Raw genomic sequence first — 22,963 nt, forward strand, 5'->3', positions numbered from 1 at the left:
CTCGGCAGCCATCCCCGCGTCGTGGGTACACCTCGCAGGGACACCCGGGATCGGAGCGTTCCGCCTACGCTTGAGGGCATGGAGCTGGAGAGCCTCGGGACCTATCTCAAGAGCCGCCGCGACCGGGTCACGCCCGCCGACGTCGGACTGCGCACCTACGGAACCGCCCGCCGCGTGCCGGGTCTGCGTCGCGAGGAGCTCGCCCAGCTCGCGGGCGTGAGCGCCGGCTACTACACGCGGCTGGAACAGGGGCAGGCCGGTACGGCATCCCAACAAGTCCTCGACGCGCTCGCCGGCGTGCTTGAGCTCGATCAGACCGAGACGGCCCACCTGCACAACCTCGCCCGTCAGCCCACCACTTCACGCCTGGTCCGCCCCCGCCCGGAAAGGCCGCACCCACGAGTACTGGCGCTCCTGGCCTCCCTGGGAGAGACCACGCCGGCCGTCGTGCTCGGCCGCCGTGGCGACGTGCTGGTCTGGAACCGCACCGGACATGCCCTCGTCGCAGAACATGTCGACTTCGACGCGCCCCACGATCTCGCGCGACGGCCGTCCATCCCCCGGATGTTCTTCCTCGACCGCCTCACCCGCGACCTGTACGGAAACTGGGATGAACTGGCCCGAACCCATGTCGCCTACCTGCGGCTCACCGCAGGCAGATATCCCAACGACGCCCGGTTGGCCGAACTGATCGGCGAACTCGCCATGCGCAGTGGTGACTTCGCCAAGCTGTGGGCCAAAGGCGATGTCGCGGACTGCACCGTGGGCACCATGCGCCTGCGACACCCAACCGTCGGAGGGGTCGACGTCGACTACCAGGTGTGGCTCCAGCCCGAGAGCCTCGACCACCGGCTTGAGGTCTATACACCCAACGACACCGCCTCGGCCGACGCGCTGCGGCTGTTGTCCGGCCAAGTCGCCGATCAGCAGGAACCTGAGGTCGCCCGCGCCGCGGCGCCCCGCCATCTGGACAGGTAACTGCTGCCTATCACCCGCACGGCAACGGTGGGTCTGCGCCTCAGAGGGGGCGTCGACAAGCGCTCACCAAACCATGGACAAAAGGAGATCTCATGGCTGTTTCGCTCATCAACCCCGACGGGCATGTCCGAGTCCCGATCTACCACCACGTCGCGGTGGCGACGGGGAGCAGACAGGTCCACATCGCGGGACAAGTCGCCTGGGACGAGAACGGCGACCTCGTGGCGCCGGGCGACCTGGCCGGACAAGTCGCCCAGGTCTATCGCAACGTCGCCAAGGCGCTCGACGCGGCAGGAGCAACGTTCCACGACGTCGTCCGCATTACCTGGTACGCCGCAGGTTGGAAGAGAGAAATGTACGAGGCCTTCAATGCGGGCGTTGAGCAGGCAGCCCGCGAGTTCGATCTCGTTACGCCGCCGCTCGCGCTGATCGGGGTCGATGTCCTCTTTGAGCCCGGCATTCTCATCGAGGCCGAGGTCACCGCAGTCGTCGATTAGGAGGCGGTTGCCTACTGCGGCTTGGTCGCGATCTGGATCAGATTGCCGCAGGTGTCGTCGAAGACGGCGGTGGTGACGGGGCCCATCTCCAGGGGCTCCTGGGTGAAGCGGACACCGAGGCCACGCAGGCGCTGGTACTCCGCCTTCACGTCGTCGACGGCGAACTGGGCGAGCGGGATGCCGTCCTCGACGAGCGTGTCGCGGTAGGTCTTGACGGCCGGGTGGCCGGCGGGCTCCAGGAGGAGTTCGGTGCCGTCGGGCTCGTCGGGCGAGACGACGGTCAGCCACCGGTCCTTCTCGCCCACCGGGACGTCGTGCTTCTTCACGAAGCCGAGGATCTCGGTGTAGAAGTGCTCGGCCTTGGCCTGGTCGTCGACGAAGACGCTGGTCAGATGGATCTTCATGGGGTGCTCTTCTCTGGTCCGGACGTGTCGGGCACGAGCCATCGCTCGGCGATCTGCCGCAGCGGGGCTGTATTCAGGTCGTGGAACTTGTAGCGGCCCTCCCGCCTGGTCTCGACGAGCCCGCCGGCCTCCAGCACGGCGAGGTGCTGGGAGACCGCCTGACGCGAGATGCCGAGCTGGTGCTTCATGCTCAGTCGGGAGCAGATCTCGAACAGTGTCTGTCCGGACTTCTCCGTGAGCTCGTCGAGGATGGTGCGGCGGGTGGGGTCGGCCAAGGCTTTGAAAAGGTCGTCAGCCACGACCACAGGATAGGCAACTATTCACTTGCCTATCAAGTTGAGGTGCGTCACGTCCCGAGTTCGCCCACGTCCAGCCCCCTTCGCGAGCGCACTCAAACGCCGATGACATCGGACATCCATGACCTGTCTCAGCGAAGCGCTCATCCCGTCCCAATAACGTAGGGAAGGTTGAGCGCGGTGGGAGGCGGCCTTGGTGATGTTCATGGAAGCTTCGCCCACTTCGAACATGCAGGTAGAAGGCCCTGGCGTGGCGCTCGCCCGGATGCCAGGGCCTTCTACCTGCGCAGAACGGCGGTTAAAGATCGTGAGGCCTCTCGGCGGCAGCAGCCATGGAGCGTCACGGAGTCCACGTGAGTTACCGAAGCTCGATCGCCGGTTACCGAAAGTCATATTCGGTGCGGTACGACTCCGTCCTGCCAGCGGTAGAGGTCGCGCAGCAGGGAAATCTCGGCGCCGTGATGGATCAGCTCCCTATTGACGTGCAGGACCCTGTTCTCCATGGGAAACCGCTCGGGACCCACCGTGGGCGGATTGTCCAGGTCAGCGTCCGAGAGCTTGCGGACCCCCGTGTTCCATCTCCCATACATCTCATCGAGCTGTTTCAGCGCCTCGTCAGCGGTCCCCGCGTAGGCGAATGTCTGGGAGTCGACGTCCTGGCCGCCGAAGTACCATCCGACCCGATAGCCCAGGCAGGAGACGATGATGTGCGCCAGCCGCCAGGCAATCGTGGTCACCGGCGCTGGCACCGGGGCAGGGGCCGCGGAGTCCATCGTCCATTCCCCCGAGCCTTCCGACATCGGCACGGCCGACGTGCCACGTGGGCGGATGCTCCAGCAGCCGCGCACCGGCTCCCAGAAGTACTCCTCGTCGGTAAGACCGTCCAGCCGTGGCCGCAGGTTCTTGCGCCAGTACCAGTCCAACTGCTCCGCGAGCCGCTCGCTTCGTGTCATTGCCGCACACTACAGATCCGTCGAGCAGAGTGATCGTCGCCGTCTGCGGTCATCCTCCACTGTCACAAAGCCAGCAGGCAGTCATCCCTAATTGGCACGGAAGTCAATTGATCGCCCTTCGCTGACAATCGATCAACACCCACTGACACAGGTCAACAGGGAAGACCGACAGGGGGTTGTCGTAAGCGTTGTTCCGATATATCGTTGAAGCATCGCGACAGATCAACGATGGAAGGAGCGTGGCGATGCGTTCACCAGGGCAAGGACACGGACACGGTCATGGACACTGCGGGCCCGGCCATCACGGTCAGGGCGACTTCGAGAGGGGGCGCGGGGCGGTCGGCCCGTTCGGACCGCCGTTCGGCGGCCCCTTCCGGGGAGGCGGACACGGTCGCGGCGGTGGCGGTGGCAGGGGAAGGGCGCGGCGCGGTGACGTGCGTGCCTCGATCCTGGCGCTGCTGAAGGACCGGCCGATGCACGGCTACGAGATGATCCAGGAGATCGGCGAGCGCAGCGGCGGGGCCTGGCGGCCCAGCCCCGGCTCGGTCTACCCGACCCTTCAGCTGCTTGAGGACGAAGGCCTGATCACCAACGAGAGCGAGGGCGGCAAGAAGCTGTTCACGCTCACCGACTCGGGGCGCGCCGAGGCCGAATCGGGGCCGGAGGCTCCGTGGGAAGAGGCCGGGCGCGGAGTCGACTGGGAGACCGTCAACGAGATCCGGCAGGCCGGATTCGGCCTGATGGAGGCGTTCGGCCAGGTCTGGAAGACGGGCAGCGTCGAGCAGCGGCAGAAGGCCGTCGCCGTCGTCAATGAAGCCCGTAAGAAGCTCTATCTGATCCTCGCCGACGAGCACTGACTCGTGGCGTCAGAAGGGCCCGCGCAGTCGCGCGGGGTCCTTCTCGCGGTGCTCGGCGAGGTCAGGTGACGAGGCCGCCCAGTTTGCGCAGCGACTCATTGAGCGCGGCGGTCGCCGAGTCCTTGAGCTTGCCCGCCATGAGCGACACGGCGGCGCCGGTGAACTCCCCGTCGATACGGACCGTGGTCGCGTCCCCGTCCGGCGTGAGCGTGTAACGGTTGGCGACGCTGACGCCCATCGGGCCCGTGCCCTTGACCCCCAGCATCCGTCCCGCCTCGAACTCATGCACCGTCCAGGCCACTTCGGCGGGGAACCCCATGAGTTTCATGTTCTCCTGGTAAGTGGTTCCCAGCTCCAGCGTCGAAGGCGCGCCCTTGGGGAAGCTGGTGTGGGTGGCGTTCCACTGGCCGTAGGCGGTGAAGTCCGTCAGCTGGGCCCAGACCTTCTCGGCCGACGCCTCGATGCGGGCCTCGGCGCTGACTTCGGCCATACGACCACCCCTTCCTGTCCGGTTACGGTGTCGCGGAACGTAGCCGTACTCGCTCGAACATTCAATACTGATGAACAGTCAGATCTGCTCGGCCGGCTGAAGGTCTCGGTCTCCTCCCTGAGGAGGAGGAGTCGGTCCTCCGTGCCCAACCTCAGTGGGATGGCCGAATGAGACCTTGCGAGGACGCTCGGATCTCTGCGAGCTGATGGGGTGGGAGTTGTGCAACGCCCTGCCCCGCGTACGGAGAACGACGCCAGATGGACGGTCGAACTGGCCTCGGTGATCGGGGGCGCCCGCAGGAGAGCGCTGCGCGACGGCGACCGGCAGATCGACACGGCCCATCTGCTGCACTCGCTGATCGAATCGGACCCTGAGGTGCGGACCGTCGTCGGCGACGTGGCGCGGATCGAGCGGCTGCTCGGCTATCTCGTACAGCGCTCCATCGGATACGGGCTGCGCTGGCAGGGGTCGGTGGAGGACTCGGGCGCTGTTCCCGTCGTGGGTGAGGCAGATGCGGATGCGGACGCGGACGGGGGCGCGGGGCCGGGCGCCGAGGCGGATCTGTGCGGCTGGTCGCCGTCCGCGGTCGCCGCCATGGAAGGCGCGGTGGAGCGGGCCCGGCTGCGCGGCGACGCGCGCGTCCGTGGCATGGATCTGCTCGCCCGCCTTGCGGCGGATCGCGAGAGCCGGGCGGTGGAGGTACTGGAGCGGGCCGGGGTCGATACGGAGCTGCTGGCCAGGCGGGCGGCCGTTCCATCTCGACATGTGTCACAGGGGTGACGGTCCTTACCGCCGCTGACATGATGTGCCGATGCGCGCCTCTGCCTTGTCTACGTCCGGTCTGGGACTCGCCCTGGGTTCGGCCCTCGCGTTCGGTGGTTCAGGAGTCGCTGCCAAACCGCTGATCGAAGCGGGACTCGACCCGCTGCACGTGGTGTGGCTCCGCGTGGCCGGGGCGGCGCTCATCATGCTGCCGCTGGCCTGGCGCCACCGCGATCTGGTGCGGCGCAGACCCGCACTGCTGGTCGGCTTCGGGCTGCTCGCGGTCGCGGGCGTACAGGCCTGCTACTTCGCGGCGATATCCCGGATCCCGGTCGGTGTCGCGCTGCTCGTCGAATACCTCGCTCCCGCGCTCGTGCTCGGCTGGGTCCGCTTTGTGCAGCGCAGGCCTGTCAGCCGGGCCGCGGCGGTCGGTGTCGTTCTCGCGGTGGGCGGGCTCGCGTGCGTCGTGGAGGTGTGGGCGGGGATCGGCTTCGACGCGGTCGGGCTGCTGCTGGCGCTGGCCGCGGCGTGCTGCCAGGTCGGCTACTTCGTCCTGTCGGACCAGGGCGGCGAGGGGGACGACGCGGCGGATCCGCTGGGGGTGATCGCGTACGGACTGCTCGTCGGCACGGCCGTGCTGACGGTGGTGGCGCGGCCCTGGGGCATGGACTGGTCGCTGCTCGCCGGCGGCGCGGAACTGGGCGGGACGCGGGTGCCCGCGGGGCTGCTGCTCGGCTGGATCGTGCTGATCGCGACGGTGCTGGCGTACGTCACCGGGGTCATCTCGGTGCGCAGACTGTCGCCGCAGGTGGCGGGCGTGGTGGCGTGCCTGGAGGCGGTCATCGCGACAGTCCTGGCGTGGGTGCTGCTGGGGGAACATCTGTCGGCGCCGCAGATCTTCGGCGGGGTGGTGGTGCTGGTGGGGGCGTTCATCGCGCAGTCACAGGCGGCGTCTTCGCCGTCGGGGGAGCCGGGGCCGACGGCGGCTGTGCCGGTCGAGGTGGCCGAGCAGCCCGAAGTGGAGTTGTCGGCCAGGCCCTCCACGCCCTAGGCTCATGATCATGCATTTGACCGTACTTCCGCCGCCTGCCGCTTAGCGCGGGCGGCAGTTCTCTGACGAAGACCGGGCTCGGGGTTGTCCCCGAGCGGATCGTCGCTGCCCGTGTGACGGAGCTGAGCGACCACACATCCCGTTCTTCACACAGAGAAGTCACGTGTCGAATCTTTCATCTGTTACATCTGTTACATCTGTTTCTGTTGCCGCGACGCCTGTGCCCGTCGGGCGGAGCCTCTTCTATCTGATCGTCGCGGGAATCGCGTGGGGCACCGCGGGCGCCGCCGCCTCGCTCATCTTCGAGGTGAGCGACATGGGTCCGCTGGCGCTGTCGTTCTGGCGCTGCGCGGGCGGGCTGGTCGTGCTGCTGGGGGCGCTGGTGTGGCGGGCGCGGTGGGCCTCCGTCGTGGCGCCGCGTGCGGGTGCCGGGGCGCGTCCGGGTGCGGTGGAGCCGCGTCGCCTGCGGCTGCTGCGCATCCTCGGTACGGGGATAGGGCTTACCTTCTTCCAGAGCGCCTACTTCGCCGCCGTCCAGGCGACGGGCCTCGCGGTGGGTACGGTCGTCACGCTGGGCGCGGGCCCCGTGCTCATCGCGGTGGGCGCGCGACTGACGATGGGCGAGCGCCTCGGCCGGGGCGGCGCCATCGCCGTCCTCGGCGCGCTCGCCGGTCTGGCAGTACTCGTACTGGGTGGCGACAGCGGCACGGTACGCCCGGTGGGCGTCGCACTCGCGGTGCTCTCGGCCGCCGGATACGCGGTGATCACGCTGCTGACGCGGTGGCTGGGGCGGCGTGGCGAAGGCGGCGATTCGCTCTCCACGACGGCGTGGGCCTTCGCGATCGGGTCGGTCGGGCTGCTGCCCCTGGCGCTGGGAGAGGGGCTGCTGCCGCACACGGCGGAACTCGGCCGGGTGGTGTGGTTGTTGGCGTACGTGGCAGCGGTGCCGACGGCGCTGGCGTACGCGCTGTACTTCGCGGGGGCGGCGGTGGTCCGGGCCGCGACGGTCTCGGTGATCATGCTGCTGGAGCCGGTGAGCGCGTCGGCCATCGCGGTGACGGTGCTGGGGGAGCGGCTGACGGCGGCGACGGTTGGTGGGACGGTGCTGCTGTTGGGGGCGGTGGGGGGACTGGCGGGGGCGGAGATGCGGGGCGTGCGGGGGCGGGTGGGGTAGGGGCGCCTGCGGCGGGCTTTCTGGGGCTCTGCCCCAGACCCCCGTACCGTCCTTCGGGCGGTGTCCTCAATCGCCGGACGGGCTGGATGGGATCGGCTCGCCGCGGATCGTGTGGACGGGGATGACTCCCGCCCAGTACGGGAGCCCCGCGTCCTCCGGGTCGTCGAGCGGGTCGCCCGTGCGGAGCTTGGCCGAGAGCTCCGTCAGCGGCAGCCGCAGTACCGCCGTCGCCGCCAGTTCCTTCGGGTTCGGGGGGCGTGAGTCCCGCGAGCGGCCCGGGACGACCTGGTTGACCAGGGCTTCCAGGGCCGCTCGCTTCTCCTCCGTGGCCGTGACCTGATGGGCCGTGCCGTGGACCACGACCGAGCGGTAGTTGATCGAGTGGTGGAACGCGGAGCGCGCCAGGACCAGGCCGTCGACATGGGTGACCGTCAGGCATACGGACAGCCCCGGGTCCGCCTCGCCGCCTGCCATGCGCAGTGGGCGCGAGCCCGTCGAGCCGTGGATGTACAGCTGCTCGCCGACCCGGGCGAACAGCGTCGGCAGGACGACCGGCGCGCCGTCCCGGATGAAGCCGAGATGGCAGACGTACGCCTCGTCCAGTATCGAATGGACCAGCTCGCGGTTGTACGCGGCACGCTCCCGGGAGCGAGTGGGGACGGTTCGTTCGGTGGGCTCGTAGGTGTCCGGCATTTGCGCACTCCATTGCACTAGTGCATACTGATGTTTGTGCTAGGAGAATATCGGATTGTCGGACGGCGCGCATCGGAGATTGCCGCGAGCGTCGAGCGCGCTGTTGGCGCGGGTGAGCTGGAGCCAGGGCAAATACTGCCGCCCATGCGGGAGTTGGCGACCCAGCTCGGGGTCAATCCCAACACCGTCGCGTCCGCGTACCGGACGCTGCGGGAGCGCGGAGTGATCGAGACCGCCGGACGCAAGGGCAGCCGGGTGCGCCCGCGACCCGCCAGTACCGCGCGCGGGTCGCTGCGTGTCGACGCCCCGCCCGGCGTACGGGACCTGGGGGACGGGAACCCCGACCCCGCCCTGCTGCCGCCGTTGCACGACGCGCTCGCCGCCGCCGCCCGGCGCCATGCGCAGGAGCCCGGGCTGTACGGACAGGTCCCCGTCGACCCCGAGTTCGGGCGGCTCGCGCGCGCCGGGATGGACGCGGACGGCGTACCCGACGGGCCGATCGCCGTCACCTCCGGATCGCTGGACGCCATCGAGCGGGTCCTCGCCGCGCAGCTCAAGCCCGGTGACACGGTCGCCGTCGAGGACCCGGGCTGGGGCGCCCTGCTGGACCTCGTGCCCGCGCTGGGGCTGAAACCCGTACCCATGGCGCTGGACGACGACGGACCGCTGCCCGCCGAAGTGGAGCGGGTGCTGACCGCGGGCGCCAGGGCGATCGTCGTCACCGACCGGGCGCAGAACCCGACCGGCGCCGTGGTGAGCGAGGCGCGCGCCCGCGAACTGCGGGCGGTGCTCGCCCGCTTCCCCCGCACCCTGCTCATCGAGGACGACCACGGGCACGCCATCGTGGATCAGCCGCTGTACCCCCTCGCCGGGGTGACGGACAGCTGGGCCTTCGTACGCTCCGCCGCCAAGGGGTACGGCCCTGATCTGCGGGTCGCCGTGCTGACCGGCGACTCCACCACCATCGACCGGGTCATGGGCCGCCAGCAGCTGGGAGCCGGCTGGGTCAGCAGGCTGCTCCAGCGCGCGGTTGCGCACCTGTGGGCCTCGGGCGCGGTCGATCCCCGTACCGTCGCGCGGTCGTACGGGGAGCGGCGCGACGGACTCGTACAGGCGCTGGCGCGGCGGGGGATCGCGGCCCATGGGCGCAGCGGCATGCATGTCTGGGTGCCCGTCTCCGACGAGACCGGGGCGGTGGCGCGGCTGCTGCAGGCGGGCTGGGCGGTCGCGCCGGGCGCGCGCTTCAGGCTGTCCGCGCCGCCCGCCGTGCGGATCACCGTCTCGGAGCTGTCGATGGACGACATCGGGCCGCTCGCGGACGCGGTGGCGGCAGCGGCGGGCCCGGCGCCCGCCCGCAGCTACGGCTGACTGCCGCTCGCCTTCGGCCTGCTCTGGGTGAGCGCCGCGCCCGCCAGGACTATCAGCGCGCCGACCGGCGTGTTCCAGGTCAGCTGCTCGTCCAGGACCGCGACGCCCGCCGCCGTGGCGATGACCGGAATGAAGTACGTGACCATCTGCGCGGTCGTCGGGCCGACCTCGGCGACCATCCCGTACTGGAGCAGCAGCGCGAAGCCCGTCCCCAGCACGCCGAGCGCGATCACCGCCAGCAGCGGAACGAGCGGAAAGGATGTCGGCACCGTGGTGAACAGCGGTGTCACCACGCCCAGTTGGACGGTCGCGAGCAACAGCTGCGCACCGGTCAGCGAAAGATTCGACGCGCTGCTGCCGGCCAGCGTGCGCCGCACATAGATCCAGCCGATCGGATAGCTCAGCGAAGCGAGCAGCGCCATCGCCGTGCCGCCGAAGTCGAGCCCGGAGAAGCCCTGCCAGACGCCGAGCACGGTCAGCACGCCAAGGAAGCCGAGGCCGAGCCCGGCGACCCGGCGGCGGGTGGGCCGGTCCTCCGAGAGCGCGACCAGCGAGAGCACCATGCCCCACAACGGCGAGGTCGCATTGCAGATCCCCGCGAGCGTCGAGGGAATCGTCAGCTCGGCGTATGCGAAGAGCGAGAACGGCAGCGCGTTGAGGAGGAAGGCGGCGACGGTGAGATGCGTCCAGGTGCGGAGCCCGCGCGGCAGCCGGTCGCGCCGTACCGCCATGGCGACGGCCAGCACCGCCGTACCGAAGAAGAGCCGGCCGAAGGTGACCTGGAAGGGCGCGTACGCGCCGGTGCCGACTTTGATGAGGAGGAAGCTGAAGCCCCAGACCGTCGAGAGCACCGCGAAGCGGATACGCCAGTCGACGGCGCGGCGGCGGGCAGGAGGGCCCGCGGATCGATGGATGGGACGAGAGGTCCGGGAGGGGCTGGGGAGTGCGGTGCTCATGGCGTCCACCCTGGCCTCCACGACCTTGTAGGACAAGTGAGAATTATTTGAGGTGTTCGCGTAGCATCGCTTACATGTTGAATCTGGAGCGCCTCCGCACCCTCGACGCCCTGGCCCGCCACGGCTCGGTCAGCGGAGCAGCCGACGGACTGCATGTCACGACCTCCGCCGTCTCCCAGCAGATGGCGAAGCTGGAACGGGAGGTCGGTCAGCAGCTGCTGGCGAAGAACGGGCGCGGCGTCCGGCTGACCGACGCCGGCCGGCTGCTCGCCGACCACGCCGCGCGCATCCTGTCCCAGGTGGAACTCGCGCAGTCCGACATCGAGGCGCAGCGCGGAGAGGTGGTCGGCGAGGTGAGGATGGGAGCCTTTCCCACGGCCGTCCGCGGGCTCTTCCCCGGGGCCCTGTCCGCACTGCGCAAGGCCCACCCCGACCTGCGCGTCCGCAGCCGCGAGGTGGAGCCCGACCGGGCCGTCAGGGAGGTGTTCCGGGGTGACCTCGACCTCGCCGTCGTCCTGGACTGGAGCAATAAGCGGCTGCCGGTGCCGGGCGGGCTCGCGCAGGTCCAGCTGCTGGACGACATCCCCGATGTCGCCATGCACACCGACCATCCGCTGGCGGGCCGGGCGGAGGTGGATCTTGAGGAGTTCGCCGACGACGACTGGGTGTCCTGGCCGGAAGGCGAGTTCTGTTACGAGTGGCTGATGTTCACGCTGCGCTCGAAGGGGGTCGAGCCGAAGATCGCGCACATCGCAGAGGAGCACCATACGCAGCTGGCGCTGATCGCCGCCGGGCTCGGGGTGTGCGTCGCGCCCCGGCTCGGCCGGGGGCACGTTCCGCAGGGCGTCGCGCTCGTCCCCGTACGGCAGCGGATGCGGCGGCATGTGTACGCGGTGTGGCGGGCGGACGCCGACCGGCGGCCGTCCATCAGAGCGGTGGTCGAGGCGCTGCGGGAGGCCGCGAGCGAGGTGGAGCGGTCAGCCGCCTGAGTGCTCTGAGGGCCCTCAGGGCTCTCAGGGCTGTGAAGGCTGTGAGAGCTTGCGGAAGTCCCAGGACGCGATCGTGTCGGGGGTCAGCCGCAGCCAGGCGTGGCGACCGTCGTGCGGCATCTCGTCCAGGGAGAAGTTCTTCCGCGCGAAGAGGCGCTCCGGTACGTCCAGTTCGGGGCACGGCTCCCCGGTGCGCGGCATCTCGCCGACGAACACGGCGGTGCCGGTGAGCTCCACGCCGCGCAGCTCGCCGTACTCCTCGCCCTCGTCCACCACGACCGCGAGCCGCGGATCGTGCCGCAGCTCGGCCCAGCGGCGGCTGCGCGTGATCGAGTACAGCCAGAGCGCGCTGCCGTCCCAGGCGAACCAGAGGGCGGTGACATGCGGGCGGCCGTCGGCGGAGACGGTGGCCACCCGGCAGGTGCGCTGCTCGGCCAGGAACTCGTCCCGCTCTCCGGGCGTCATCATGACGCGCCGGCCCCGGCGCTGTGTGACGGCCATGCGCGGCCACCTCCCGAGAGTGTTTGACTGACGTTGTGTCAGGCATCATGGGGGGTCTTCCGCCGTCACGCAATGCACCCACTGCACGCCATGTCCGCAGCGACCCGAGGGGAAGCCGTGCCCGCCTTCGAACAGCTCGCGAAAGACCTCGAACCGGCCACCACCGCACTGCTTACCGTCGAGTGCCAGCGGGGAGTCGTCGGCCCGGACAGCGCCCTGCCGGAACTGGCCGAGGCGGCCCGCTCCTCGGGCGCGCTCGACAACGTCGCTCGCCTGGTCGCGGGCGCCCACGCGGCAGGCGTCCAAGTACTCCACGCGGTCGCCGAGCGCCGCCCCGACGGCCGCGGCGCCAACCACAACGCCCGGCTCTTCAGGGCGGCCGGGCGGCTGCCCGTACAGCAGCACTCCGGCACGACGGCCGTCCGTATCGCGCCGCCCATCGAGGTCGCCGACCAGGACCTCGTCGTACGCAGACTGCACGGTCTGTCGCCCATCGCGGGTACGGACGTCGACGCGCTGCTGCGCAACCTCGGCTGCCGCACCCTCGTCGTCACCGGCGTCTCGGCGAACGTCGCCATACCCAACGCCGTTTTCGACGCCGTCAACCTCGGATATACGGCGGTGGTCCCGGGCGACGCCATCGCGGGGGTGCCCGCCGACTACACCCCCGCGATGATCCGCAACACCCTCGCGCTCGTCGCCACGGTCACCACCACCGACTCGGTGCTCGCCTGCTGGGAACGCCAGGGCTAGGGCGTGTTTGAGAAGTAGCGCCGTCCGCCCGTGGGGCGGGCCCTGCGGCTCCCCCAGAGCTTCGCCTGGGAGGTACCCCCAGTGCGTGCAGTCGCAAGGCGGTGGGGGCACTCCCCCTCGCTCCGCTGGGGGGACCCCCACCAGGCGGAGCTCTGGGGGAGTGCTTGGGCGACTCCGACAACACCGTGAGTGCGCGTGCCAGGCGTCGCGGGGCTGGGGGTCCCCCTGGCTTCTCCCCCGTGGCTTCGCACGGGAGGTGCCCCCAGGGGACCCCCACCGGACGAAGTCCAGGGGGAGGGACTTCTCAAACACGCCCTAGCCCGCCACGGACGCGCTCACGCGAGCGTGATCGAGTCTCCCGCGACGGTGATCGAGGCGGGGGGCAGCGCCGTGGTGGCGGGCCCCTTCTTGACGCTGCCGTCCGTCACGCTGAACTCGCTGTTGTGACACGGGCAGTTGATGACGCCATTGGCGATGCCCTTCACCGCGCAGCCCTGGTGGGTGCACTTGGACGAGAACGCCCTGAACTCACCCGCCGTCGGCTGGGTGACCACCACATCGCCGATCACCTTGCCGCCGCCCTCGGGGATCTCCGACGTCTTGGCGATCACCTTGCCGGTGCCGGCACCCCCACCCGCGTCAGCGCCCGCCTCGGCGGAGGCGGTGGCGGACGCTGTTCCGCCGGTCGGCTGCTGCGGCGGCTGCTCCTGCGCCGACTGCCCGCCGTCCTCCGAGTCGCCGCACGCGGTGAGCGCGGCGGCGAGACCCGCTCCCCCCAATGTGGTGACGACAGTACGGCGGGCGATGGTCCGTGCTGGCCCTTGCGATCGGGTCATGGTGGATCCCTCTCAAAGGTCAATAGTCGTTGGCCGGTTCTTGAAAGTTGTACGGGAAGCGGACGTCCGACGTTCAAATGATCAGTGAGTCAATACTCTCCGAAGTTATGACGCCGCGCTAGGTGACGAACGCGCGCGCCTAGCGCTTGGCGGACTGGGGCGGGATCGGTACGCCGTCCTCGGTCACATACTTCGTCCCGTCGTCGTACTTGGTGATCGTGAAGGAGTCCAGCACCTCGCCCACCTCCTTGTCGGTCGTGGACCGGTCGTCCCACTTCGCGGCGACGACCGACTCGTAGCGGATCTGGTTCGCGGTGACCCTGATCCCCTGAAAGGTGGAGGTGTGGCCGGCCGTCGCGACCTGGGTCGCGCCATTGCGCGTCCAGACGTTGTCGCCCGCCGGGGCCTGCTCGTAATACTTGGGCCCGGAGATGGCGACCGCGTAGACCGGGCCGGTCGTCACGCCGGGTGTCGCGGTCGCGTCCGCGTTCACATACCCACGGGCGTAGACATGGTCGTGGCCCATCAGTACGAGATCGATGTCGCCCCGCTGGAACACCGGGAGCCACGCGTCCCGCACAGGCTTCTCGTCACGGCCTTCGGCGCCCGAGAAGACCGGCTGATGGAAGACGGCCACAGCCCATTTATTGGGGTTGTTGCCGAGGATCCCGTCGAGCCAGCGCCCCTGGAGGTCGAGCCAGAGCTTCTCCGGATCGGGGCAGCCCGTGGTGCAGGCGGGCAGGTTGTCCGGCGTCATCAGCGCGCGGGCGTCGCCCGTGCTCGCGTTGAGCGTGATGAACCGTACGCCCTGGTAGTCGTTGTAGCACGCGGTCTCCGTGAGCACCTTGGCCATATGTGCCTCATAGGCGGCGCGCCGGCGCTCCGCGGGGCTGTCATCGGCCGCCGGGGTCGCCCGGGGCCCGTTGGCGGGGTACTCGAAGGTCGACTTCCAGGTCTTGAGGAAGGCGTCCCCGTTGTACTCGTGGTTGCCGGGCGCGGCGATCACATTGCCGGTCTGGCTGTAGCCGTCCATGGCGCCGAACCAGTCGCGCCACTCGCTGTCGTTGCCCGAGGAATTGACGAGGTCGCCGGCGTTGACGCTGCCCACGGCGTCGGGATAGCGGGTGTAGGCCTGTTTGACGACAGGCGCCCATGTGGCCGTCAGGTCGTTCTGCGCGTCACCGAAGTAGAGGAAGGTGAACTCCTCGCCCGCCGGCCGTGCCGTCGTGAAGGCGTACGTCCTGCTGAACCACTTCCCGGTGCCGACGCGGTACTCGTACGCCGTGCCGGGCGCCAGCCCGTCCACCACCGCCGAGTGGGTGCGTACCGGCACACCGCCGCTGATCAGCTCCTCATTGCCGCGCGCCGGGACGGTCCGCCAGGTGTCGGTGCCCGCCTTGCGCAGCTGCACCTCGCCGGAGGTCAGCGCGGACCCGGTGCGCCAGGTGAAGGCCTGCGAGTTCTCGGCCTTCTCGGTCGGCGTCAGCACGATCCGCTCGGGCAGCGCCTCGGGTGCCGCCAGGTCGGGGTTCGTGGTGAGCGCGACGTCGAAGATGTGCATGATGCCGCGGTCGCTGCCCCGCGGCAGGACGACGGCCGCGACGCGCTTACTGGGGTCGAGGAGCTGCGGCTTCGTGCCGAACACCTTCGCCTGCGCGGTGTCGGGGGCGGCGTCGGCCTTGTTGCGTCCTGCCGTGGTGACCAGCGGGGTGTTGCCGAACTGGTAGTTCGTGCCCGGGGTCCAGTCGGTGAGTTGTACGGCCACGTTCTGGGTGGAGCCATCCGTGTATTCGACGACCGCGGTGCCCTGCGAGGGGCCGTTGGTGGCGAGTCCCAGGAAGGAGATACCGGTGGCGTTCGCCGTTCCCTGGCTGTTCTTCATGTCGATGCGCTGGCCGTGCGGAATCCAGTTGTCGGGCTTGCCGGGAGCGCTGTCGGGCCAGGTGAAGCTGACACCGGTGTCGCCGAGCGGCAGTCGCCCGCCGGGCCCCGCGCCCGCCGCCGCGAGCTTCTCGCGCGAGAGCGAGCTGTCGCTCAGGTCGAGCGAGCCGGTGTTGCCCTGTCCGTCCGGGGTGGTGCCGGTGTTGTTCCGCGCGTCGCCTCCGTCGGTGTACGACGGCGGGACATCGGCCGCGCCCGTTCCCCAGGTGCCCGGGGTCCTGGACATCGTGAAGTCGAGCGTCCCGCCCTTGCGGGTGAAGTCCTCGCTGAGCCAGGAGCGCGTGGTGGACTTGCGGTCGACCTTCAGGCCGGTCACATACTTCGCGTCCCCGCCGGCGCCCGGCGCCTTGAGGGTGAGGGTACGGCGGCTGTCGGCGCTGTCGATGGTGATGCGCTCGAACATCGGCGAGCTGACCACGAGGTTCGAGGTGCCGTAGATCGACGGCGAGAGGCCGAGGCTGGCCCATACGTACCAGGCGCTGAGCGAGCCGAGGTCGTCGTTGCCCGGCAGGCCGGACGGCGTGGTGTCGTACATCTCGGTGACGGCGCGGCGCAGCACATCGGTCGTCCGGTGCGGCTGGCGGAGCCAGTTGTAGACGTAAGGCATGCTGAAGCTCGGCTGGTTGGAGAGATAGGCGCCGGTCGTGCCGTACACCCCGGCGTCCAGCCGGCGCGTGTGCTCGTCCAGCGCGGCGGTGACGGTCTGCAGGCCGCCGCGCTTCTCGATCAGCGTGGAGACGTTGTGCGGCACCATCCAGCCGTACTGGTGGCCGGTGGCCTGCTCGAACTGGTCGCCGCGCTCACCGAGGGCGAACGCCCGGTTGAACCCGTTGCGGTCCCGGGGACGGATCTGGCGGGTCTGGTCGTCGAAGACGTTCTGCCAGCTCTGAGCCCGCGCCATGAACTGCTCGTACGCGCTCCGGTCGCCGAGCCGCTGGGCGAGCTGGGCGATCCCGAAGTCGTCAATCGCGTACTCAAGGGTCTTGGACGTCGCCGCATCGGCCTTGCGGCTCTCGATGAATCCGGCGCCGGCGTACTGGTAGGCGTGGGCGCGCCGCGTGCTGTCCGCGGGCAGCGTCTGGGTGTCGACCATCGAGGCGAGCGCCGCCCCGCGGTCGTAATCCGTGGAGCCGAACGCGTCGACGGAGGAGACGACGGACTGGAGGGAGTCGCCGCTCATCTTCTGCTGCGCCTGGTTGAGGTGCGGCCAGTTCGACCAGGTGCCGGTCTGCTGGACCATGTCCACGATGGACTGGTTGATATCGCTGCCGACCTTGGGGAAGAGCAGGGCGGTGAGCTGCGCCTGGCCGCGGTAGGTGTCCCAGCCCGCGTAGGTGACGTAGTGGTGGCGGCCCTTGGCGACCTTGTGCACCTTGCCGTCGTAGCCGGGGTACTCGCCGTTGACGTCGTCAAAGGTGTTGGGGTGCAGGAGCGCGTGGTAGAGCGCCGTGTAGAACTTCACCCGCTCGTCCTTGGTGCCGCCCTTGGCGTCGACCGTGTCGAGCGAGTCCCGCCACAGCCGGGCGGCGTCGGCGCGCACCCGGTCGAAGCTGCTGTGCCTGCCGGCCTCGGCCGCGGCGTTACGGGCGGCGTTGTCGACGCTGACGTAGCTGAGGCCGGTTCTGGCGGTGACCTCGGCGCCCTTGTCGAAGACGAGGTAGGCGCCGGCGCCGTGCTTGACCGCCCCGCTGCGGGCGGTGGCGGCGCCCGGGGTGACGGTGTCGCCCTTCCAGGTGCCGTAGGAGCGTACGGGCCGGTCGAAGGTGGCCGAGAAGTGGGCCTTGTACCGTCCGCCCTCGTCGCACACCGAGGCGGTTTCGACCCAGCCGCTGACGGTGTTGCCGGCGACGGTCACTTCGCTGTCGAAGACCCGGTTGTTCGAGCCGGCCACATCCAGGATCAGCGTGGAGCCGCTGTCCGAACTGCCGCCGGACTTGCCCCTGGAGGGGAAGTCGAAGCGGCTCACGGACGTACGGGTGGTTGCGGTCAACTCGGCCTTGACATCGTTGTCAAGCGACACCGAGTAGTAGCCGGGATCCGCCTTCTCACCATCGTGGTCGAAGCCGAGGTAGTAGTCGGTGATGGCGGTGGCCGGGCTCGTCGGCAGCGCGCCGTTGTTCAGGGCGCCGGTGTACGGCAGCACCGGGAAGTCGAAGGCGCTGAAACGGCCCTCGCAGCCCGTGCCGGACAGCCGCGTCATCCCGAAGCCGCGGAGCTTGTCGGCGGTGTACTCGTACCCGCCCTTCTGGTCACCGTCGCCCGAGCGGTAGGTGGTGGGGCTCGACTGCACCATGCCGAACGGGACGGTCGCCCCCGGCCAGGTGTTGCCGTATGCGCTGTTGCCCTTGTTCTGCGTGGTGTCCAGTTCCGTCCCGATGAACGGATCGACCGCGTCGAACGCGCTGATCCGGGACTCGGAGCGGGAGCCGGAGGCGGAGGCGGCCCCGGACGCCGCGGCCGTGGCGGGTACGAGACCCGCGATGAGCGCGCCCGCCGCCATGGCCGTCACCAGGAGGTGGTCGCGTCTGGGGGGACCGGAGCGAGCGGTGAGGGGGCGCGAAGACAACGCCCTTGAGGCCAAAGGCCACATGTGGGTCCTCTCGGTGTTCAACGAGTTGCGGATTGCCGGCACCACGATGCTGTCTGAGCTGGTCGAACGGAAGGCCCGACGACAACGGACCAGTGAACCGGACACGAAGCCCTGACGGATAGTCTGGGGAAATGCTTTCCGAAGTCACAGCGACCCGCTATGTCACGCCTTTGCGTGAGGGCGGCTCGCTTCCGGGCATCGTCGAGGCCGACGATCTCGGTACGTACGTCATGAAGTTCACCGGCGCGGGACAGGGTCGCAAGACCCTGATCGCCGAAATCATCTGCGGAGAGCTGGGGCGGCGGCTCGGGCTGCGTGTGCCCGAGCTGGTCACCATCCAGCTTGACCCCGTCATCGGTCTCGCCGAGCCCGACGAGGAGGTGCAGGATCTGCTGAAGGCAAGCGGCGGGCTGAACCTCGGCATGGACTTCCTGCCCGGGTCGCTGGGCTTCGATCCCCTCGCCTACGAGGTGGACGCGGCGCAGGCGGGCAAGGTCGTCTGGTTCGACGCGCTGATCAACAACGTCGACCGCTCCTGGCGCAATCCGAACATGCTGATCTGGCACGGCGACCTGTGGCTCATCGACCACGGGGCCACCATGATCTGGCAGCACAACTGGGCGGGCGCCGAGGCCTCCGCCGCCAAGCCGTACGACGCCTCGGACCACGCCCTCGCGCCCTTCGGGCCCGATATCACGTCCGCCGCCGCCGAGCTCGCGCCGCTCGTCACCGAGGAGCTGCTGACCGAGATCGCCGCCGACGTTCCCGGCGAGTGGCTGGTCGACGAGCCGGGGTTCGCGACCACGGACGCGCTGCGCCGGGCGTATGTCGAGGCACTGCTGCCGCGCGCCGCGACGATCCACACCCGTATCACCCTGGACTCGCCGCCCAAGGACCGGCCCTCGCGGGCGCCCGGCTGGCTGACCGGGAAGGACGGCGCCAAGTGAGCGAGCGGAACCACCAAGTCCGTGACGGCCGGCAAGTCCGTGACGCGCGTCAGGTCCGTGACGTCTTCGAGTACGCGCTGCTGTGGGTCGTGCCGCGCGTCGAGCGCGGCGAGTGCTTCAACGCCGGCGTGGTGGTCTACTGCCGCGCCAAGTCCTTCGTCGCCGCCCGTACGTATCTGGACGAGTCGAAACTGAAGGCGCTGGACCCCGGCGCCGACGTCACCGGCGTACGTGCCGCGCTGCGCGCAGTCGAGGGCGTCTGCCGGGGCGGCGCGGACGCGGGCCAGGCCGCGCGGGACGAGCCGGGGCGGCGCTTCCGGTGGCTGATCGCGCCGCGCTCCACCGTCGTACAGCCGGGGCCCGTGCACAGTGGCCTGACCGCCGATCCCGAGTCCGAGATCGAGCGGCTGTTCCAGCTGCTGGTGCGCTGAACGCGGTGTGACGCGCCCTGGCGCGCGCGCTTGGCCGTTGACACCGGGTGCCAGGGCTTCTAGCGTCTCGTCTGCTGAAGGTACTAAGCGGTTGCTCACCCGTTCGCTCACCACCGGGTCGTACCGCATGGGCCGCATTTCAAGGGCGAGGAGAACCAGCATGTCCACCACCGAGCAGCGTGTTGCCATCGTGACCGGGGCGGCGCGTGGCATTGGCGCCGCCACCGCGGTACGGCTGGCGGCACAGGGCCGCGCCGTAGCAGTGCTCGACCTCGACGAGGCGGCCTGCGCGGAGACCGTCGAGAAGATCACCGCGGCGGGCGGCAAGGCCCTCGCGGTCGGCTGTGACGTGTCGAAGGGCGCCCAGGTGGAGTCCGCCGTGGCGCGCGTCGCCGCCGAGCTCGGCGCGCCCACGATCCTCGTCAACAACGCGGGCGTGCTCCGCGACAACCTGCTCTTCAAGATGAGCGAGTCCGACTGGGACACCGTGGTCGACGTCCACCTCAAGGGCGCGTTCCTGATGGCCAAAGCCTGCCAGAAGCACATGGTGGACGCCGGGTTCGGCCGTATCGTCTCGCTGTCCTCCAGCTCGGCACTCGGCAACCGCGGCCAGGCCAACTACTCCGCCGTCAAGGCCGGTCTCCAGGGCTTCACCAAGACGCTCGCCAAGGAGCTCGGCAAGTTCGGCGTCACCGCCAACGCCGTCGCGCCCGGATTCATCGTCACCGAGATGACGGCCGAGACGGCGGCGCGCGTCGGCATGGGATTCGAGGAGTTCCAGGCCGCGGCGGCCAGCCAGATCCCGGTCCAGCGCGTCGGTTACCCCGAGGACGTCGCGGGCGCCATCGCGTTCTTCACGGGCGATGATGCCGGGTTTGTCTCCGGCCAGGTCATGTACGTGGCCGGCGGACCGCTCAACTGAATCCGGAGGTGACAGACATGACCGAAGAGACAGCAGAGCCGGCAGAGGCAGCAGAGGCAGTACGGGTAATGGACAGCGGAAAGGTCGCGCTGGTCACCGGCGGGAGCCGCGGCATCGGCTACGGCGTCGCCGAGGCGCTCGTCGCCCGCGGCGACCGGGTGTGCATCACCGGCCGCGGCGAGGACGCGCTCAAGGACGCCGTGGAGCGGCTCGGCGCGGACCGGGTGATCGCCGTCGCGGGCAAGGCCCATGACGAGGCCCATCAGCAGGTCGCGGTCGAACGCGCCATGGAGGCGTTCGGCCGCGTCGACTTCCTGATCAACAACGCCGGTACGAACCCGGTCTTCGGCCCGCTCGCCGAGCTCGACCTGAACGTGGCGCGCAAGGTCTTCGAGACCAACGTGATTTCGGCGCTCGGCTTCGCGCAGCAGACCTGGAAGGCCTGGCAGAAGGAGAACGGCGGCGCGATCGTGAACATCGCCTCGGTCGCGGGCCTCTCCGCCTCGCCCTTCATCGCCGCGTACGGCATGAGCAAGGCCGCCATGGTCAATCTCACGCTCCAGCTGGCGCACGAGTTCGCCCCGGGTGTCCGGGTCAACGCGATCGCGCCCGCCGTGATCAAGACGAAGTTCGCGCAGGCGCTGTACGAGGGCCGGGAGGCGGAGGCAGCCGCCGCGTATCCCTTGGGAAGGCTCGGTGTGCCGGAGGACATCGGGGGTGCCGCCGCGTTCCTCACCTCAGATCAGTCGGACTGGATCACCGGCCAGACCCTGGTGGTGGACGGGGGTATCTTCCTGAATGCGGGCGTTCACTGAGCCGCTCTGGGTGATTTGTTCCTGAATGCGGAAGTGCCCCGCCGGGCCGGGCGGTTGCCCCGGCGGGGCCCTGCGGTATGGTCGGCCGATCCATGGCTCACCTAGGAGCGTGCACGTGTTCTACCGGACCAGTCTGCAGGCCGTTGCAGCCCTAGCGTCCATATCCCTGCTCGCCGGATGCGGCCTGTTTTCGGACGGGGACGCAGAAGGCGAGCAGAAGCTGTCAGTCGGCACGATGAGTGAGCCCACCACACTCGATCCTGCCGCTGCCTGGGACGGTTCATGGGAGCTGTTCCGCAACGTCTATCAGACGCTGCTGAGCTTTCCCACCGACAGTACGACGCCGCAGCCCGACGCGGCGAAGAGCTGCCGGTTCACGGACACCGGCAATCAGACCTTCCAGTGCGAGCTGCGTGAGGGGCTGGAGTTCTCCAACGGAGAGAAGCTCGACGCCGCCGCCGTGAAGCACTCCATCGACCGGATCAAGAAGATCGATGTCGAGGGCGGTCCCAACGGTCTGCTGGGGTCGCTGGCGAAGGTCGAGACCACCGGCGACCGCATTGTGACGTTCCGCCTCAACGCCGCGGACGCCACGTTCCCGTTCATCCTCGCCACGCCCGCGATGGCCATGGTGCCGCCCAAGCTGTACCCCGCGGACAAGCTCCGCGAGGACGGCAAGCTCACCGGCTCCGGGCCGTATGCCATGGACTCGTACAAAAAGGGCGACCGGGCCGTGCTGTCCAAGAACCCCAAGTACCAGGGGTTCGCGAAGCTCAAGAACGACGCCGTCACCATCCGGTACTTCAGTGAGTCCGAAGTGATGCTGGACGCGCTCAAGAAGAAGCAGATCGACGCGATCAACCGTGGTCTGAACGCGCAGGAGATCGTGGAGCTCCAGCAGGGGGGAAAGCCGGAGCTCGATCACCTTCAGCTGGTGGAGACCGTCGGCGCCGACATCCGCTACCTCGTCTTCAACCCCAGCGACCCGATGGCCGGCAAGCTCGCCGTACGGCGCGCGGTTGCGCAGGTCGTCGACCGGGGCGCGCTCGTCGCCACGGCCTACAAGGGCACGGCGGAACCGCTGTACTCGATGGTCCCCAAGGGCATCTTCGGGCACACCACCAAGTTCTACGACCGCTTCGGCGAGCCGGATGTGGCCAAGGCGAAGGACATCCTCGAGGACGCGGGCATCACCGAGCCGGTGCCGCTGACGTTCTGGTACACCACCGACCGCTACGGCTCCTCGACCAAGGACGAGTTCGCCGAGCTGAAGCGGCAGCTCGACGGCTCGGGGCTGTTCACGATCACGCTGCAGTCCAAGCCGTGGACGGAGTACCAGGAGGGCTACAAGAAGGGCGAGTACCCCGTATTCGGCCGTGGCTGGTTCCCGGACTTCCCGGACCCGGACAACTTCATCGCGCCGTTCGTCGGCGAGAAGAACGCGCTCAACACGCCGTACAAGAGCCCTGAGATCGCCCAGGCGCTGCAGGAGTCCCGGCGCGAGAGCGATCGCGCGGCGGTCGCCAAGCAGTTCGACGCGGCGCAGGAGGTCCTGGTGGATGATGTGCGCCTGCTGCCGCTGTGGCAGGGCAAGGTGTACATCGCGGCGAGTGAGGAGATCGGCGGCGGCGAGCGTGCCATGGACCCGCAGACGATCATGCAAGTGTGGGAGCTGTACCGCAAGGCGAGCTGGTAGCGGCGATTGTCAGTGGCCCCCGGTAAGTTCTGTGGTTGAGAACTGATCGTATTCCGGAGGTTG

General features: G+C 69.3%; 23 protein-coding genes. 14 read left to right on the top strand and 9 right to left on the bottom strand.

The genetic code is table 11. The features are described from left to right. Positions 1-78: 78 nt before the first annotated feature. Together ACIHCQ_RS15410 and ACIHCQ_RS15415 are read left to right on the top strand one after the other, a co-directional pair. Complete coding sequence (locus ACIHCQ_RS15410; protein ID WP_399662095.1) at positions 79-978, top strand: helix-turn-helix transcriptional regulator; 900 nt, start codon at positions 79-81, stop codon at positions 976-978. Positions 979-1,070: 92 nt separating this feature from the next. After that, positions 1,071-1,475: a RidA family protein gene (locus ACIHCQ_RS15415; RefSeq protein ID WP_399662097.1), complete on the top strand. Its 405-nt coding sequence runs from the start codon at positions 1,071-1,073 to the stop codon at positions 1,473-1,475. Between the two features lie 11 nt (positions 1,476-1,486). Here ACIHCQ_RS15415 and ACIHCQ_RS15420 read toward each other — a convergent pair whose 3' ends face one another. The 3 genes from ACIHCQ_RS15420 to ACIHCQ_RS15430 all read right to left on the bottom strand — a co-directional run bounded on the left by ACIHCQ_RS15420 (position 1,487) and on the right by ACIHCQ_RS15430 (position 3,128). Further along, positions 1,487-1,879: a VOC family protein gene (locus ACIHCQ_RS15420; RefSeq protein WP_399662099.1), complete on the bottom strand. Its 393-nt coding sequence runs from the start codon at positions 1,877-1,879 to the stop codon at positions 1,487-1,489. Next, entirely contained in the window at positions 1,876-2,178 is a 303-nt protein-coding gene (locus ACIHCQ_RS15425) for an ArsR/SmtB family transcription factor (protein ID WP_399662101.1), read from the bottom strand. The genes ACIHCQ_RS15420 and ACIHCQ_RS15425 overlap by 4 nt, the downstream gene beginning before the upstream one ends. Positions 2,179-2,564: 386 nt before the next feature. After that, entirely contained in the window at positions 2,565-3,128 is a 564-nt protein-coding gene (locus ACIHCQ_RS15430; protein WP_399662103.1) for a DinB family protein, read from the bottom strand. Between the two features lie 245 nt (positions 3,129-3,373). Between ACIHCQ_RS15430 and ACIHCQ_RS15435 the strand changes: the two genes are divergently transcribed. Then, positions 3,374-3,985 (top strand): PadR family transcriptional regulator, encoded by a 612-nt coding sequence (locus tag ACIHCQ_RS15435; protein ID WP_399662105.1) that lies wholly within the window; start codon positions 3,374-3,376, stop codon positions 3,983-3,985. 61 nt (positions 3,986-4,046) lie between these two features. On the opposite strand, the gene ACIHCQ_RS15440 is transcribed toward ACIHCQ_RS15435, so the two are convergent. Further along, on the bottom strand, positions 4,047-4,475 hold the full coding sequence (locus tag ACIHCQ_RS15440; RefSeq protein ID WP_399662107.1) for an SRPBCC family protein: 429 nt from the start codon (positions 4,473-4,475) through the stop codon (positions 4,047-4,049). Positions 4,476-4,685: 210 nt separating this feature from the next. On the opposite strand from ACIHCQ_RS15440, the gene ACIHCQ_RS15445 reads away from it, so the two are divergent. The 3 genes from ACIHCQ_RS15445 to ACIHCQ_RS15455 all read left to right on the top strand — a co-directional run bounded on the left by ACIHCQ_RS15445 (position 4,686) and on the right by ACIHCQ_RS15455 (position 7,462). After that, complete coding sequence (locus ACIHCQ_RS15445; protein ID WP_399662109.1) at positions 4,686-5,255, top strand: Clp protease N-terminal domain-containing protein; 570 nt, start codon at positions 4,686-4,688, stop codon at positions 5,253-5,255. 31 nt (positions 5,256-5,286) lie between these two features. After that, positions 5,287-6,288, top strand: coding sequence for an EamA family transporter (locus tag ACIHCQ_RS15450; protein ID WP_399662110.1), 1,002 nt, complete (start codon positions 5,287-5,289; stop codon positions 6,286-6,288). A 220-nt stretch (positions 6,289-6,508) separates the two neighbouring features. Next, the gene (locus ACIHCQ_RS15455) at positions 6,509-7,462 is read left to right on the top strand and encodes a DMT family transporter (RefSeq protein WP_399662112.1); all 954 of its coding nucleotides are present in this window, start codon (positions 6,509-6,511) and stop codon (positions 7,460-7,462) included. A 66-nt stretch (positions 7,463-7,528) separates the two neighbouring features. On the opposite strand, the gene ACIHCQ_RS15460 is transcribed toward ACIHCQ_RS15455, so the two are convergent. Next, a complete protein-coding gene (locus ACIHCQ_RS15460) occupies positions 7,529-8,155 on the bottom strand; it encodes a pyridoxamine 5'-phosphate oxidase family protein (RefSeq protein WP_399662114.1) in 627 nt (208 codons plus the stop codon). 36 nt (positions 8,156-8,191) lie between these two features. Here ACIHCQ_RS15460 and ACIHCQ_RS15465 point away from each other — a divergent pair, with 36 nt between their 5' ends. Then, positions 8,192-9,523 (top strand): aminotransferase class I/II-fold pyridoxal phosphate-dependent enzyme, encoded by a 1,332-nt coding sequence (locus ACIHCQ_RS15465; RefSeq protein ID WP_399662115.1) that lies wholly within the window; start codon positions 8,192-8,194, stop codon positions 9,521-9,523. Here ACIHCQ_RS15465 and ACIHCQ_RS15470 read toward each other — a convergent pair. Then, a complete protein-coding gene (locus ACIHCQ_RS15470) occupies positions 9,514-10,515 on the bottom strand; it encodes a DMT family transporter (RefSeq protein WP_399662117.1) in 1,002 nt (333 codons plus the stop codon). The genes ACIHCQ_RS15465 and ACIHCQ_RS15470 overlap by 10 nt on opposite strands. Positions 10,516-10,553: 38 nt before the next feature. Here ACIHCQ_RS15470 and ACIHCQ_RS15475 point away from each other — a divergent pair, with 38 nt between their 5' ends. After that, positions 10,554-11,468, top strand: coding sequence for a LysR family transcriptional regulator (locus tag ACIHCQ_RS15475; RefSeq protein WP_399662119.1), 915 nt, complete (start codon positions 10,554-10,556; stop codon positions 11,466-11,468). Positions 11,469-11,492: 24 nt separating this feature from the next. Here ACIHCQ_RS15475 and ACIHCQ_RS15480 read toward each other — a convergent pair whose 3' ends face one another. Next, positions 11,493-11,969, bottom strand: coding sequence for a pyridoxamine 5'-phosphate oxidase family protein (locus ACIHCQ_RS15480; protein ID WP_399662121.1), 477 nt, complete (start codon positions 11,967-11,969; stop codon positions 11,493-11,495). A gap of 90 nt (positions 11,970-12,059) precedes the next feature. On the opposite strand from ACIHCQ_RS15480, the gene ACIHCQ_RS15485 reads away from it, so the two are divergent. Next, positions 12,060-12,722, top strand: coding sequence for a cysteine hydrolase (locus tag ACIHCQ_RS15485; protein WP_399662123.1), 663 nt, complete (start codon positions 12,060-12,062; stop codon positions 12,720-12,722). A gap of 335 nt (positions 12,723-13,057) precedes the next feature. Here the strand turns inward: ACIHCQ_RS15485 and ACIHCQ_RS15490 are convergent, their stop codons facing one another. Together ACIHCQ_RS15490 and ACIHCQ_RS15495 are read right to left on the bottom strand one after the other, a co-directional pair. Next, positions 13,058-13,558, bottom strand: a complete 501-nt coding sequence (locus ACIHCQ_RS15490; protein ID WP_399662125.1) for a Rieske (2Fe-2S) protein — start codon at positions 13,556-13,558, stop codon at positions 13,058-13,060. Between the two features lie 139 nt (positions 13,559-13,697). After that, positions 13,698-17,999 (bottom strand): GH92 family glycosyl hydrolase, encoded by a 4,302-nt coding sequence (locus tag ACIHCQ_RS15495; RefSeq protein ID WP_399662572.1) that lies wholly within the window; start codon positions 17,997-17,999, stop codon positions 13,698-13,700. A gap of 221 nt (positions 18,000-18,220) precedes the next feature. Here ACIHCQ_RS15495 and ACIHCQ_RS15500 point away from each other — a divergent pair, with 221 nt between their 5' ends. The 5 genes from ACIHCQ_RS15500 (at position 18,221) to ACIHCQ_RS15520 (ending at position 22,900) form a co-directional block, all read left to right on the top strand. Next, positions 18,221-19,036 (top strand): HipA family kinase, encoded by an 816-nt coding sequence (locus tag ACIHCQ_RS15500; RefSeq protein WP_399662127.1) that lies wholly within the window; start codon positions 18,221-18,223, stop codon positions 19,034-19,036. After that, a complete protein-coding gene (locus ACIHCQ_RS15505) occupies positions 19,033-19,467 on the top strand; it encodes a DUF3037 domain-containing protein (RefSeq protein ID WP_399662129.1) in 435 nt (144 codons plus the stop codon). The genes ACIHCQ_RS15500 and ACIHCQ_RS15505 overlap by 4 nt, the downstream gene beginning before the upstream one ends. A 160-nt stretch (positions 19,468-19,627) precedes the next feature. Beyond that, a complete protein-coding gene (gene fabG, locus ACIHCQ_RS15510) occupies positions 19,628-20,389 on the top strand; it encodes a 3-oxoacyl-ACP reductase FabG (RefSeq protein ID WP_399662131.1) in 762 nt (253 codons plus the stop codon). A gap of 17 nt (positions 20,390-20,406) precedes the next feature. Continuing rightward, positions 20,407-21,204, top strand: a complete 798-nt coding sequence (locus tag ACIHCQ_RS15515) for an SDR family oxidoreductase (RefSeq protein ID WP_399662133.1) — start codon at positions 20,407-20,409, stop codon at positions 21,202-21,204. Between the two features lie 115 nt (positions 21,205-21,319). After that, positions 21,320-22,900 carry an ABC transporter substrate-binding protein gene (locus ACIHCQ_RS15520; protein ID WP_399662135.1) on the top strand — a complete coding sequence of 527 codons (1,581 nt, stop codon included), beginning with the start codon at positions 21,320-21,322 and terminating at the stop codon, positions 22,898-22,900. The last annotated feature ends 63 nt before the right edge of the window (positions 22,901-22,963 follow it).

Source organism: Streptomyces sp. NPDC052236 (genome assembly GCF_044548015.1).
GTDB lineage: Bacteria > Actinomycetota > Actinomycetes > Streptomycetales > Streptomycetaceae > Streptomyces.